The 14,361-nt window shown below is 35.6% G+C and carries 18 protein-coding genes and 1 riboswitch; all 18 genes read right to left on the reverse strand.

Annotated elements, in window-relative coordinates; translation table 11 throughout:
- Window positions 1–10 precede the first annotated feature (10 nt).
- Window positions 11–799, reverse strand: coding sequence for a flagellar basal-body rod protein FlgG (gene flgG, locus ACYQ39_RS07035; protein ID WP_459841495.1), 789 nt, complete (start codon window positions 797–799; stop codon window positions 11–13).
- Window positions 800–993: 194 nt separating this feature from the next.
- Complete coding sequence (gene flgF, locus ACYQ39_RS07040; protein WP_459841497.1) at window positions 994–1,737, reverse strand: flagellar basal-body rod protein FlgF; 744 nt, start codon at window positions 1,735–1,737, stop codon at window positions 994–996.
- 135 nt (window positions 1,738–1,872) lie between these two features.
- Window positions 1,873–2,160 (reverse strand): sporulation transcriptional regulator SpoIIID, encoded by a 288-nt coding sequence (gene spoIIID / locus ACYQ39_RS07045; protein WP_459841499.1) that lies wholly within the window; start codon window positions 2,158–2,160, stop codon window positions 1,873–1,875.
- Between the two features lie 76 nt (window positions 2,161–2,236).
- On the reverse strand, window positions 2,237–2,989 hold the full coding sequence (locus ACYQ39_RS07050; RefSeq protein WP_459841501.1) for a peptidoglycan DD-metalloendopeptidase family protein: 753 nt from the start codon (window positions 2,987–2,989) through the stop codon (window positions 2,237–2,239).
- A 51-nt stretch (window positions 2,990–3,040) separates the two neighbouring features.
- Window positions 3,041–3,949, reverse strand: coding sequence for a stage II sporulation protein D (spoIID, locus tag ACYQ39_RS07055; protein ID WP_459841503.1), 909 nt, complete (start codon window positions 3,947–3,949; stop codon window positions 3,041–3,043).
- Between the two features lie 129 nt (window positions 3,950–4,078).
- Window positions 4,079–5,323: a UDP-N-acetylglucosamine 1-carboxyvinyltransferase gene (gene murA / locus ACYQ39_RS07060; RefSeq protein WP_459841505.1), complete on the reverse strand. Its 1,245-nt coding sequence runs from the start codon at window positions 5,321–5,323 to the stop codon at window positions 4,079–4,081.
- Between the two features lie 74 nt (window positions 5,324–5,397).
- The gene (locus ACYQ39_RS07065) at window positions 5,398–5,994 is read right to left on the reverse strand and encodes a YueI family protein (protein ID WP_459841507.1); all 597 of its coding nucleotides are present in this window, start codon (window positions 5,992–5,994) and stop codon (window positions 5,398–5,400) included.
- Window positions 5,995–6,094: 100 nt separating this feature from the next.
- On the reverse strand, window positions 6,095–6,505 hold the full coding sequence (locus tag ACYQ39_RS07070; RefSeq protein ID WP_459841509.1) for a F0F1 ATP synthase subunit epsilon: 411 nt from the start codon (window positions 6,503–6,505) through the stop codon (window positions 6,095–6,097).
- Window positions 6,506–6,507: 2 nt separating this feature from the next.
- Window positions 6,508–7,935 (reverse strand): F0F1 ATP synthase subunit beta, encoded by a 1,428-nt coding sequence (gene atpD / locus ACYQ39_RS07075; RefSeq protein WP_459841511.1) that lies wholly within the window; start codon window positions 7,933–7,935, stop codon window positions 6,508–6,510.
- Window positions 7,936–7,953: 18 nt separating this feature from the next.
- Window positions 7,954–8,802, reverse strand: coding sequence for an ATP synthase F1 subunit gamma (gene atpG / locus ACYQ39_RS07080; RefSeq protein ID WP_459841513.1), 849 nt, complete (start codon window positions 8,800–8,802; stop codon window positions 7,954–7,956).
- A 39-nt stretch (window positions 8,803–8,841) separates the two neighbouring features.
- Window positions 8,842–10,371, reverse strand: a complete 1,530-nt coding sequence (gene atpA, locus ACYQ39_RS07085) for a F0F1 ATP synthase subunit alpha (protein ID WP_459841515.1) — start codon at window positions 10,369–10,371, stop codon at window positions 8,842–8,844.
- 10 nt (window positions 10,372–10,381) lie between these two features.
- Complete coding sequence (locus tag ACYQ39_RS07090) at window positions 10,382–10,930, reverse strand: F0F1 ATP synthase subunit delta (RefSeq protein ID WP_459841517.1); 549 nt, start codon at window positions 10,928–10,930, stop codon at window positions 10,382–10,384.
- Window positions 10,927–11,430 carry a F0F1 ATP synthase subunit B gene (atpF, locus tag ACYQ39_RS07095; RefSeq protein WP_459841518.1) on the reverse strand — a complete coding sequence of 168 codons (504 nt, stop codon included), beginning with the start codon at window positions 11,428–11,430 and terminating at the stop codon, window positions 10,927–10,929. The genes ACYQ39_RS07090 and atpF overlap by 4 nt, the downstream gene beginning before the upstream one ends.
- Window positions 11,431–11,524: 94 nt before the next feature.
- A complete protein-coding gene (atpE, locus tag ACYQ39_RS07100) occupies window positions 11,525–11,776 on the reverse strand; it encodes an ATP synthase F0 subunit C (RefSeq protein ID WP_459841520.1) in 252 nt (83 codons plus the stop codon).
- 36 nt (window positions 11,777–11,812) lie between these two features.
- On the reverse strand, window positions 11,813–12,364 hold the full coding sequence (locus ACYQ39_RS07105; protein WP_459841522.1) for an ATP synthase Fo subunit C: 552 nt from the start codon (window positions 12,362–12,364) through the stop codon (window positions 11,813–11,815).
- A 29-nt stretch (window positions 12,365–12,393) separates the two neighbouring features.
- Window positions 12,394–13,143 (reverse strand): F0F1 ATP synthase subunit A, encoded by a 750-nt coding sequence (atpB, locus tag ACYQ39_RS07110; RefSeq protein WP_459841524.1) that lies wholly within the window; start codon window positions 13,141–13,143, stop codon window positions 12,394–12,396.
- A 3-nt stretch (window positions 13,144–13,146) separates the two neighbouring features.
- Window positions 13,147–13,560 carry an ATP synthase subunit I gene (locus tag ACYQ39_RS07115; protein ID WP_459841525.1) on the reverse strand — a complete coding sequence of 138 codons (414 nt, stop codon included), beginning with the start codon at window positions 13,558–13,560 and terminating at the stop codon, window positions 13,147–13,149.
- Between the two features lie 6 nt (window positions 13,561–13,566).
- Window positions 13,567–13,788: an AtpZ/AtpI family protein gene (locus tag ACYQ39_RS07120; RefSeq protein ID WP_459841527.1), complete on the reverse strand. Its 222-nt coding sequence runs from the start codon at window positions 13,786–13,788 to the stop codon at window positions 13,567–13,569.
- A gap of 336 nt (window positions 13,789–14,124) precedes the next feature.
- Window positions 14,125–14,326, reverse strand: a riboswitch (cyclic di-AMP (ydaO/yuaA leader).
- Between the last annotated feature and the right edge of the window lie 35 nt (window positions 14,327–14,361).

Consider the following 14,361-nt stretch of genomic DNA (forward strand, 5'->3'; position numbering starts at 1 on the left):
TCTAACGCTCCTATCTTCTTAAAGAATTAGCTTGCTGTAACATCTCATCAGAAGCTTTAATAGCCTTAGAATTTACTTCATAAGCTCTTTGAGCAGCAATCATATCTACCATCTCATCTACTACCTTAACATTAGATGATTCTAAAAATCCTTGGGCCAACTTCCCATAACCAGCTTGTCCTGGCTGATCAGTCATTGGTTCTCCAGAAGCAGCTGTCTGCTTAAAGATATTCTGTCCTATACTCTTCAATCCAGCCGGATTAGAAAAGTTAGCCAATTCGACTTGTCCACCTTCCTGTGGTACTTCTGCACCAGGTTCTTTATATGTAACCATACCCTCTTCATTAATTGTTACATCCTTAGCATTAGCTGGAATAGTAACAGGTGGTTGCAATTGATACCCATCAGAAGTTACTAGTTGACCACTACTATCTAAACTAAAAGAGCCATCACGAGTATAACCAATACTTCCATCAGGCAACTGTATCTTAAAGAAACCTTTACCTTGAATAGCTAAATCAAGTGAATTACCTGTATTCTTTAAACTCCCTGTAGTAAACATCTTCTGAGTAGCACCAGGCCGTACACCATGACCAACTTGAATTCCAGTTGGTACCTGAGAACCTTGACTATTAGGTGTCCCTGCTTGCTCAATTGTCTGATACATTAAATCTTGAAAGCTAACTCGAGATTTCTTAAAACCAGTAGTATTCACATTAGATAAATTATTTGAAATAGTATCAACATTCAATTGTTGAGCCTTCATTCCAGATGCTGCACTCCATAATGATCGAATCACTATAACTCCTCCTTGTTTATATTAGTGTACAATTTACAATTTACAGTTTACAGTTAAAACCATAAAATCAAACCATTAATAAACTATTAATATATAAAATCATAAAAATTTTAACTTTGGTTTTGATTTCAACTGTCAACTATCAACCGTCTACTGTCAACTATTGATATAAAGCTATAGCTTTATATCAATAACTAAACCTTCCCTACTTCATTAACTGCCTTACCTAAAGTTTCATTTTGTGCTTTAACTACCTTTTGATCAGCTTGATACTTACGACTATTATCAATCATCTTAACCATCTCCTCTACTGGGTTAACATTAGACTGCTCTAAATAACCTTGTTCTACCTGAGCCTGAGCAGCAAAAGCTTGTCCAGCTTGAGGGGTTCGTCTAAATAAAGCAGTTCCTTCCTTTACCAGACCTGATTTATCGGCAAAATCTTGAATCATAATTCTATTCTCCACTCTACCATCAACTACTAATTGATTATCTTTAATAGAAACTTGATTACTATTAGGTGGAACCTGTAATATTCCTTGTTCACCTCTAACTGGATACCCTTCTTGGGTTACTACTTGGTTCTGATTATTAATAGTAAAATTACCATTTCTGGTATATCTAACCCCTTGTTGTGTCTGAACAGCAAAAAAACCTGATCCTTTAATCGCCCAATCAAGTTTATTACCTGTTCTTTTTAAACTACCATCACTTTGGTCTGTAGGAGTCCCAGCCACAGTCACTTGACTACCAGATTTTCCTACCTTAGTAACTTCACCATCTAACCTTGCTACTAGTTCTTCAGAAAAAGACTTTTGAACTGTCATATCTTTTTTATAACCAGTTGTATTAATATTAGCTAAATTATTTGATATTGTATTATTCTTTTGTAAAGATGCTTGCATACCAGATGCCGCTGTGTATAGTCCTTTTAACATAACTGCCCCCCCTTTTTAATTACTTATTTATTAACTTATACACCTAGGACTAAAATCCTCTCTTAATCTATGATTAAATTAGTATTTGTTTTTTGTTTAACTAATTATTGATACTTAATAAAAAAAGAGACTGGCTTAATTGCCAACCTCCTTAGTCGTTTCTTCTGCACCCTTCCTTTCTTTCAAGTATTTTTTTCTTGTAGCTTCCCCACCTCTATAATGACGTTCAGATTTATTATAATCTAATACTTTACGTACCTCTTTTGCTAATTCATGATCTACTTTTTCAATTCTATCAGTTACATCTTTATGAACTGTACTCTTGCTAACTCCAAAAACCTTTGCTGCTTGTCTAACTGTAGCTTTAGTTTCATATATATAGTGAGCAACTTCTAGTACTCGTCTATAAATATAATCCTTCATAACTTGTCCCCCTTGTTCTATCTATATTTATTATATATATATGTTTAGGGACAAGTTATATTACAAATAATTAAAATTAATTCAAGTATTTACTAGGTGGTACATTTTCCCCTTCTTTAATCACTTCAAAATGAAGTCTATTATTCTGACTACCTCCACTATCACCAACTTTACCAATCACTTGCGCTCTACTTACTTGGGAACCTTCTTTTAAATTAGAGTTCTGTAAGTTACTATATAGAGTTTTAAAATTTCCTTGATGCTTAATAACAACTGTCACCCCCTTAAAATCATCTTTAGTTACTCTTTCTATTTGACCAGCTTGAGCTGCTTTAACATCTGTACCAATTTCAGCTACGATATCCATACCTGGATTATACTTCCAAGCATCCAAAGTCTGATCTTTATACCATTCTTGAGAATTAATTATTTCTCCATTGACTGGCATTACCAAATTATTTACTTGAGAATTAGTAGCTACTTTGACAGCCCGTTGGTTTTCTTTTTTCTTAGTCACCTGCTTCTCTTTTTCAGTTACCTCTTTTTCTGTCTGATTCTGTTCATCTTTCTTTTGACTTTGACTATTAGTAGGTAGAACTAACTCTTGATTCTTAAGGTCATAATCTGTAGGTTCTTTAACTTCAACTACTTCGACTTTACTACTAGGCTGTTTATTTCCACTCTGCTGATAAGCACCATTAAGCTGTTGATAAAGAGCAAAAGCAGCTCCTAGTCCAAAGAAGAGAATAAAGATCGCTAACCCCTTCTTCCAGTTTACTTCCTTCAACTTCTCTTTTATTTTAGCCATTAATTCCTTAATCTTGTTCATCATTTCCACCTCCAGGAATTATAATTCCCAGAGATTATATAGATATACATTTTAATTATATTTTACCAATGAAAATTCAATCCCTGTATAATAATGGGCCAATATCTCTCGAAAATTATACCCCTGTTTTGCCATACCAGAAGCTCCATACTGACTAAGTCCCACCCCATGACCATAGCCAAAAGTAATAAACTCTACTTCTCCTTTTCTCTTGTTAAGTTTAAGTCTAGTAGAAGGTAGATCCAAACTTCTTCTTAAATCTGGTCCAGAAAATAGTTTTTTACCTACTTTTAATTGTAAAATTCTATTACTCTGACTTCGCTTAACTACTTTTATTTGATTTAAATCAACATCTGCTAAATTTAATTTTTGCTCTAACTGAACTGCAGAAAGACTAGTCTTAACCTTATAGTAAGGAGATCTAGTCTCATAACTACTTTCAACACTCTGTAAATAAGGTATTGTTCTGCCCCATACCTCTTTAGCCGATGCCGTTTCTCCACCACTAGTAGAATGATAAACTGCATCAATAAATTCTCCCTGATAAGTTAAAACAATCCCCTGTGTCTCCTCTACTGCTGCAGATATTTTAGCCCAGTATTGCAAATAACCAATCAATCCCCATTTATGCAACAACTTCTGTTTAGAAACCCAAGCTTGATCTTTGGTACTATCTGTTGTTAGTTGTTCTCCTTGCTCTAAATGTTTTAAGGTATAAGTTCTAGCTGCTACTGCTTGTGACTTTAGGGCTGACAAAGGAAAACTAGCTGGCATTTCTGCAGCTAAAACCCCTTTTAAATAATCTTCTAAATCTAGATTCATCATCTGTTGTGTAGTTATATTGAAAACCTTAACTCTACGACTTTCTAAGTTATTTGTATTAATCAAAGTAGTTATTGTTGGTATGATAAGGGTGAAGATTAAAGTACAGATAATAAAAAACTCTAAAATATATCTCAATCTCAACCCCCTTTTTATGGTACTAATCTAATATAGTTACCCTATATGATATTTATTGTTGACTATAAAATTAAATCACAAAATTATCCCTTTCAAAATAAAAAAAGAGCAACGCTTTATGCGTCACTCTTACACTTCCCTAATATCTGCCCCTACATTAGTCAGTTTAGAGGTTATATCTTCATAGCCTCTTTTAATATGATAGATATCTTCTATTTTTGTCTGTCCTTGAGCTACTAAACCAGCTAAAACTAAACTAGCACCAGCCCTTAAATCAGTAGCTTTAACTTGAGCACCTGTCAATTGACTTGATTCTATTGTAGCTATATTATCATTAATCTTGATTTGGGCTCCCATCTTCTGTAATTCGTAAGCATGTCCAAAGCGATCTTCAAATACAGTCTCAATTACTTTACTGTTACCCTGAGCTTGAGTCAATAAAGCCATAAAAGGAGCTTGTAAATCAGTAGCAAAACCTGGATAAGGTAGAGTCTTAATATCTACAGATTCCAGTTGTTGATTAGCTATTACTTCTACCCCATCTACATCCTCTTTAATCTTAACTCCCATCTCTCTTAACTTAGCCAATAGAGAATTTACGTGTTCTACTAACACATTATCAATATACAACTGACTATTAGTAATAGCAGCTGCTGTTATGTAAGTTCCAGCCTCAATTCGGTCAGGAATAATGGTATATTCTCTTCCTCGTAACTCTTTAACACCTTGAATTCGTATTGTATCAGTTCCTGCTCCTTTTATCTTGGCTCCCATTACATTTAGATAATTTGCCAAATCAACAATCTCTGGTTCTTTAGCTGGATTCTCAATTATAGTTTCACCTTCAGCCATAGATGCCGCCATCATAATATTCATTGTAGCTCCTACACTAGGATAATCTAAATAGATTTTGGTTCCAGTTAATTGCTTAGCTTGTAGTTCAATTACTCCACAGTCTTGCTTTACTTTAGCACCTAGTGCTTTAAAGCCTTTTAAATGAAGGTCGATTGGACGATTACCAATTTTACAACCACCTGGTAAAGTCGTCTTAGCCTCACCATAACGGCCTAACAAAGCCCCTAGAGCATAGTAAGAAGCTCTCATTTCTGTAGCCAAAGAAGCAGGTACCTCTAACTTATCAACTGAGTCGGTATTGACCTGTAGTTTATTATCTTTAAATTCAGTTTCTGCTCCTAGAGAATCAAGAATCTTGATTAAATTATTAACATCACGTAAATCAGGAATATCATTTAATATACTTTCACCTTGGCCCATTAAGCTAGCCATAATTACTGGTAATGCTGCATTCTTAGCTCCACTGACACTTAATCTACCACTTAATTTATTGCCACCATTAATTACTAGCTTACTCATATTAATCCTCCTATTAATCAATTTCTTTAACAATATTCTCGATTAAAGGCTAATTTCCTTCTTAACCCTCAAATCTAATGGGGGCCAGGACACTGAGCACCAAATAATTTATCAAACCAGGATAATTGTTGATAATTATCTAATTCTTGCGGGGCTTTTTCTTGTAATAATTGATAGCATTCCCCACAGACCTTCTCTCCTTTAGCTGAAATTAACTCTTGAGGTATTCCTTGCTCTAATAAATAATTCTCTCTACTCTTAACAGAAATATCTTTTCGGTTAACAGCATGATCACTGACAACTACTAAGGCTATATCACCAGTAAAATCAGGGGACTCTACTTTCTTAAATGAAAGTCCAGCTTCCCTAGCCAACTTAATATATTCTTTAGCAGCCTCTCTATCAACTTGCCGATTAATAATCAACTTAGTAGCTGCAGAGTCATTCATACTATCTACTACTTGAGGGTAATTACCTTCCTCTTCTACCTGTTTAGAAGTTAGCGCCACTAAAACTCTTTCTCTATACTCACCTAAAAATCTATTTTTTTCTCCTTTCTTAAGTTCAAAACCTCCATGTAATCCTGCTGTTACCTGCTGTTCTAGCTTACTTTTCTGTTGTTGACCCTTAATTGCTTCTTGCTGAATATCCTGATCTTTCTTTTCAGACATTATCTCACCTCTGATTTATTATTAACGATTAGTTACTATTTTATGAAGAAACTATAAGATTAATATACCTACAATAAAAAAAGAGCAAGAGATTACTCCCTTACTCAAAATTACGACCTTTACTGACTTTAATTCTATTTAAGGCCTTCTGTAAAGCAATCTCTGCCCTTTTCTCATCAATATGTTCTTCATTTTTATCTAATCTATCTTCAGCCCGCTTTTTGGCTTCTTTGGCCCGCTCCACATCAATTTCATCTGATGATTCAGCGGCTTCGACTAAAATAGTAACTTCATCTGGCTTAACTTCCATATAGCCATGACTAGCAGCCAAATGATATTCATTGTTACCATCTTGAATCCGAATTGCACCAATATCTACTCCTGTTACCATTGGTTCATGTTCAGGCATAATCCCCCGGTCACCATCAATTGTTCTGACAGTTACCATCTCAACTTGATCATCATAAACAATTCCTTCGGGGGTAACAATATTAAGAGTCATTTGGCCCATAATTATTCACTTCCTTCTGCCTCTTTAGCCTTCTCTACAGCTTCATCAATTGTTCCTACAAATAGGAATGCTTCTTCAGGTAAATCATCATGCTTACCCTCTAGGATTTCTTTAAACCCTCGAATAGTTTCATCAATTGATACATATTTACCGGAAATACCAGTAAACTGTTCTGCTACAAAGAATGGCTGAGACAAAAATCGTTCAATCTTACGGGCTCTCTGTACAGTTAATTTATCCTCTTCAGATAATTCATCCATACCCAAAATAGCAATAATATCTTGTAGGTCTTTATACTGCTGTAATGTCTCCTGTACCCTACGTGCTACTTCATAATGCTCTTCTCCTACAGTATTTGGATCTAGAATTGTAGAAGTAGAGTCTAATGGGTCAACAGCTGGATAAATACCTTTCTCAGCAATCTGTCGCGATAGTACTGTTGTTGCATCTAAGTGAGCAAATGTAGTTGCTGGCGCTGGGTCAGTCAAGTCATCGGCAGGTACATATACTGCCTGTACAGATGTAATAGATCCTTTTTTAGTAGAAGTAATTCGTTCCTGTAAAGCTCCTACATCTGTAGCTAGTGTTGGCTGATAACCTACTGCAGAGGGCATTCGACCTAATAGTGCCGAAACCTCAGAACCTGCCTGGATAAAGCGAAAGATATTATCAATAAATAATAGTGTATCTTTACCAGCTTCATCTCGAAAATGTTCAGCCATTGTCAGACCACTTAAAGCGACTCGCATTCTTGCTCCAGGTGGTTCATTCATCTGACCATAAACTAAAGCTACTTTATCTAATATATCTGCTTCTTTAAATTCTAACCATAAATCATTACCCTCACGAGTTCTTTCTCCTACACCAGTGAATACAGAATAACCACCGTGCTCAGTAGCAATATTATTAATTAATTCCTGAATTAATACTGTCTTACCAACACCGGCACCGCCAAATAGACCTACCTTACCACCTTCAGGGTAAGGAGCTAATAAGTCTACCACTTTGATACCAGTTTCAAAAATTTCATTTGATGTATCCTGCTCCTCATAATCTGGTGCTTCACGATGGATAGGAGAATAATTTTCAGTTGGCACATCACCTTGGTTATCAATAGGTTCTCCTAACACATTGAAAATACGACCTAAGCATTCTTCACCAACAGGAACAGAAATTGGACCACCTAGATCTTTAGCTTTCATTCCTCTTACTAGTCCATCAGTTGAGGACATAGCAACACCTTTAACTCTATTATCCCCAACCTGATTCATGATCTCAACTGTAACTTCTCTATCATTTTCTTCATCTATAACTTTAATCGCATCATTAATTTCAGGTAATCTTCCTTTTTCAAATTCAGCTTCAACTACAGGGCCAATAACTTCAACAACCTGACCAAAATTTTGGCCCTCAGCATTACCTTGACTCATCATATTACCTCCTTCGTCCTAATCTAGTGCTTCTGCACCACCAACAATCTCAGTTAACTCCTGAGTGATTGCAGCCTGCCGGGCACGATTATAGGATAATGTAAGCTCCTCAATTAATTCTTCAGCATTCTCAGTAGCTGAATCCATAGCTGTCATTCGAGAAGCAAATTCACTAGCTTTAGATTGTAATAATGATCCAAAGATTACGTTTTTCACATACTGAGGTAGTACAGTTGCTAAAACTCCTTCAGCAGAAGGCTCATATAAAAAATTACCTTCTTGTTCTGTTTCATCTTCAGGAGGTTCAACAGGTAATAACTTGAAGAATTCTACATTCTGACTTAATACAGATTCAAATTCAGTATAAACTAAGTAGACTTCATCAAGCACCTCATCTTTATATAAATCAATCACTTCGTGAGCAATATTAGTAGCAGTAGAGAAAGTAGGATTATCTTCTAATTCTAGATATTCAGATAGAATTTCAACCCCATCACGTCTAAAGTAATTGCTACCTCGCTTACCAATAGCAATGAGAGCACTTTCCTCTGCTTTTTCTTCCATAGCTGCTTCTACTCTCTTAATAACTTTAGTATTATATGGACCACATAATCCTCTATCACCAGTGATTATTATATAGCCTACCTTTTCTACCTCTCGCTGCTCTAATAAGGGATTCAAGTCATCTTCTCCAGCAGCAAGACTAGTTAGTGTTTCTCTTGTTTTGGCAAAGAAAGGCTTCGCTTCTTCAGCCCGCTGTTCGGCTTTCTGCAATTTAGCGGCAGCAACCATATTCATTGCTCGAGTAATCTTTTTGGTATTTTCAACACTACTAATCTGCCGCTTTATATCGCGCATACTCTCCATTTCTAGCTCACCTCACTTTCTGACAACAACTAACTCAAATTAAGCAGTATCTTCTTCTCCGCTGACTGCAAAACTATCTTTAAAATCATTAAGAGCAGCTTTTAAATCTTCCTCTACTTCATCAGTCAATTCTTCTTCTTCAACAATTGTATTTCCTACTTGTGGATGAGTATCCTCCATAAACTGAATAAACTCAGCCTCAAATCTTCTAATGTCTTCTAAAGGAATATCATCCAAATAACCATTAGTTACAGCATAGATAATCATTACCTGATTCTCTACAGCCATTGGTGCAGTTTCATCCTGCTTTAGAACCTCTACAATTCTTTCACCACGGGCCAACTTCTGCTGCGTAGATTCATCTAAGTCAGATCCAAACTGGGCAAATGCCTCTAACTCACGATACTGAGACATATCAAGCTTTAAAGTACCAGAAACATCATTCATAGCACTAATCTGAGCATCTCCACCTACTCGAGATACAGATAGACCTACATTAACAGCTGGTCGGACACCAGAATAGAACAATTCACTCTCTAAGAAGATCTGACCATCAGTAATAGAAATTACATTAGTTGGAACATAAGCAGAAATATCTCCTGCTTGTGTCTCAATAATTGGTAGAGCTGTTAAAGAACCAGCACCTAATTCATCATTCAACTTAGCAGCTCGTTCTAATAGACGAGAGTGTAAGTAGAATACATCACCTGGATAAGCTTCTCGCCCTGGTGGTCGTCTAAGTAATAGAGACATTTCACGATAAGCAACTGCGTGCTTAGATAAATCATCATATACAACTAAAACATCTTCACCTTCATACATAAATTGTTCTCCAATAGAGCAACCAGCATATGGCGCTAGATACTGTAATGGAGCTGGTTCACTAGCAGATGCCGTAACAACAGTCGTATAATCTAAAGCACCTTCCTGTTCTAACTTATCTACAATTTGAGCTACTGTAGATGACTTCTGACCAATAGCTACATAGATACACGTTACATCTTGATCCTTCTGGTTAACAATAGCATCAATTCCTAAAGCTGTCTTACCAGTCTGACGATCACCGATAATCAACTCACGTTGTCCTTTACCAATTGGTACCATTGAGTCAATAGCTTTAATACCTGTCTGTAATGGTTCTTTTACAGGCTGTCGATCAACAATACCTGGTGCTTGGGATTCAACTGGACGTGAATCGTCAGCATTGATTGGCCCTTTACCATCAACTGGTTCACCTAAAGGATTAACTACACGACCCTTTAGTTCTTCACCTACAGGGACACTAACAACCTTTCCAGTTCTATGTACTTCGTCACCTTCTTCTATCTGTGACTCATCTCCCATAATTACGCAACCAATACTATCTTCCTCAAGATTTAGAATCATGCCATTAACTCCACTTTCAAACTCTAATAATTCACCAGCCATAGCATCTTCTAAACCATGGATTCTAGAAATACCATCTCCTACACTAAGAACAGTTCCTACACCCTCAGTTTCTATCTCTACATCATAATTTTTAATTTGTTCCTTAATGATAGAACTTATTTCTTCAGGCTTAAGATTCATCATCTCACCCCTAACTTACTTCTAACTCTTTTAGGTTTTGATTTAAATTTTCTAGTTGACTTGCTAAACTACCATCAATTATCTTATCACCAATCTTGAGTACTAGACCACCTATTAAATCAGGTTTAATTTCAACTTCTAATTTAATATCCTTATTTAATTGCTCTGCTAACTTAGTCTGTAATCTCTCTTGCTGTTCCTGAGACAATTCAATTGGTGATCTAACTTCAACTTCTAATCTATTAGCTTCTTTATCAACCAACTTCTTAAACTGTTGGTAGATAAGATCTAATAAAGTTTCACGACTCTTATCTATTAACAACTTTACAAAATTAAATAAATCATTCGATAACTCATCAGCAAAAACTTTTGCAAATAATTCTTTCTTCTGTTCTCCAGTAAGTTCTGGATGATGCAATACTTGATTTAGTTCTTCACTTTCTTGCACCATTGTGGTTAAATCAGCAAATTCTGTTAAAGTTGCTTCTAAATTATCTTCTTCTTGGGCCAACTCAAATAAAGCTTGAGCATATTTTTCAGCCACTTGTTCTTCTATCATGTTAGTTCACCTAACTTCTCTTGATCAAGTTCTTCAATAAACTGATCAATGGTTTCTGCTTTTAGATTCTGCTTAGCAACATAGTTAGCTAAGGCCTTCTTGCTCATTTCAGCAGCAATGTCAGCTACTTCATCTTTTAATTCCTCTTGAGCTTCTTGTTTGGCCCGAGCTATCTCTTCTTCTGCTTTAGCAATCTTTCTATTAGCTTCTTCTTGAGCTTTACTAACAATTTCATCTTTCTGTTTCTTACCACGACGACGACTATCTTCAATAATCTCTTGAGCTTCTGCTTTGGCTTCTCTTAGTTTTTGTTGATACTCTTCTTTTAATTCTTCAGCTTCTGCTTCCTTTTCTTCTGCTGATTCTATCTGATCAGAAACCTCTTCAGACCTCTGTTCCATAAAGTTAGTAATAGGCTCAAACAATAACCCCTTTAAAATTAGATATAACACAATAAAGTTAATTAACTGAAAGAAGAAGGTTATATCTAAACTAATCACTGTCTATTCCCTCCTTTCGAGACTACCATAATAAAAGGGAATGGAAGATGAATAGGCATATTCATCATTATCCAATCCCTTATTAAGATTTAACTTAGCCAAGAAGTGGATTAGCAAATAATAAGATTAAGGCAATTACCAAACCATAAATACCTGTTGTCTCTGCTACAGCAGCACCAAGTAACATTGTTCTAGTAATTACACCTTGAGCTTCTGGTTGTTTTCCTACTGCTTCAGCACCTTTTCCTGCTGCAAATCCCTGACCAATACCTGCACCAATACCTGCAATCATAGCTAAACCTGCTCCAATAGCAGATGCAGCTGCAATTAAAGATTGACCATCCATTATGTATTCCTCCTTTTTCTAAATTATTTATAGCAACTAACCAAGTAATGGGTTAGCAAATAATAAGATTAAAGCTACTACTAAAGCATAAATACCTGTTGTCTGACCTACAGCCTGACCTAATAACATAACCTTCATAATTAGACCTTGATATCCTGGTCTATTTCCAACACGTTCAGCACCTTTTCCTGCAGCAAAACCTTGTCCAATACCTGGGCCAATACCTGCAATCATAGCCAAACCTGCTCCTAAAGTAGAAGCAGCAATTACTATTCCAGCTCCTGCCACCCCAACTAGTGGATTAGCATATAGCAGGATTAAAGCTACTACTAGAGAAAAGATACCTGAAGTCTCAGCAACTGCTGCTCCTAACAGCATAACTAAAGTAACATTATTACTATTCTCTTCATTCTTACCTACTGCTTCAGCACCTTTTCCTGCTGCAAATCCCTGACCAATACCTGGACCAATACCTGCAATCATAGCCAACCCAGTAGCTATCGCAGTAGCAGCTAACACTTGAGTACGAGCACTAAATTGGTTAAACCACTCTAAAAGAAATACTACTAGGTTAGATATTTCTTCCACTCAAATCCCTCCTTTCTACCATGGAGAGATTACTCCATCTCCATTGAGATATAAGTCATAGTTAACATTGTAAAGATGAAAGCCTGTAACACACCAGAGAATAAATTAAAGTATAGATCAGCTAAACCTGGAATAATTAAAGTAACTACTCCATATAACAGCCCCATAATAACGACACTGGCCATCATATTACCAAACAAACGGAAAGATAATGACACTGGATCTGCCAGATTTCCAATTACATTCAATGGGAATAAGAAAGGCATTGGTTCAAAGTAACCCTTCAAATAAGTTCCAAGTCCATTAGACTTAATACCAAAGTAATGAATATTAAAGAAAGTAATTGCTGCTAAAGCAAAAGTAGTATTTAAGTCTGCTGTTGGGGTATAAAGATGCAAAACATCTCTTCCTGGAACAATCCCCATAATATTAGCAATAGTCAAATAAATCACTAAAGTTCCTATATAAGGAGTAAACTTCTTCATATTAGGGCCCATTGTAGTTTCAACTAGACCTGATACACTTTTTATAAATGCTTCAGCTATATTTTGAAGACTTCCTGATTCAGGTTCTCGTTTTAAATTACGAGTAGCTAACCAAGAAAATATAGCTAAAACAGCCATAATAACCCAAGTAGTAGTCACAGTTGATTTAATTGGAGCATTAGCAATATGTAACATTCTAGTTAATGCATTATCAGGCAAATAAAACATAACATCTGGGCTAAATGCATCAGCTGAGGGAGCCCCTCTTAAAAAAATCTTATCTAAAATACTCATCCTTTATCTTCCCTCCTTTCTTCCTACTTTCTTTAAATTATATTCACGACCTTGGGGCCAAAAATTAAAAGCATTAACTACCAAAATAACTCCTTTCACTGTTAACATACCTACTAGAACAGTTACTAAATTTACATCTGGCCTCTTTAGAGCTATATAAAAAGTTACGGACCAGAGAATATATCTTAGTATGTATTGAATAAAGGTATAAACTCCAGCTTTGACTGGTTTAAACTCTACTGCCCTCTGTAAGGAAGAAGAAAGTAGTTGGAGATTAAGCAAGCTCATTACTCCTCCTACAAAGATACCTAAAACAGCTTTCCTATCTAAAAAGATAGCCATTAACAACATTAAAACTATATTTAAAATAATTGTCCATTTAAAGATAAATGTCTTTGTTCTCTTTACTTGCTTCATAATTGATCACTTCCCACTATCTTGTTGGCTAATTAGTAGTCGATAAGCATTTCTAAAGCCAACAATAACTCCTAAAATAACTCCCAAAATCAAAAACAAAGGTTCAGTAGCCAATATACTATCTAAATAATCACCCAGCCAGACACCACCAATAATAGGAACAATAATAGCAATTCCTATTTGAGATAATAAAGCTAATGCCTCTAAAACTTTCACTTTTTCCTTCATACCAACTCTCCTAATTAGTGATTCCTAAATTAAGAAACATTATACATAAAGTACAAATAAATTAAAGAACTGTCTTTCTTCCCCTAATTATATCAGATATCCTTTGGCTTAACAACAAAAATAAACCAATAAGTTATAGGATGGTTTTAACTTTAACTTGACTAACAGCTGATCCTTCAGGTCTAAAAGACAAGACCTTTCGTAATAAAAACCATTCATAACAGATAACTCATAACAAAAATATAAAAAGACCACAGCAGATAGCCGTAGCCCTTTTTAGGTATACTTTTCTATTTATAGCTATAGAATGTTTAAATAGCTATAAACAGACTAGACTGATCCCCTTTCCGAATGCCTACGAGGTTAGCTGTCGGGCTCAGGTAAAAGGGTTACCTTACCACCTTGAGTTTAAGTCTGAGTCTAAGTCTAAGCAAAATAGATATTTACTTAAACTCAAGCTCAACTTCACCCTCAATAATGGATTCGCCCCAAAAAAATGGGTCCCCCGCTCCAATATAGGATTAGGCAATTAGCATAAATATTTAATTATCTACAAACATTATACAATAAAGT

It is taken from the genome of Halanaerocella petrolearia (assembly GCF_054657875.1).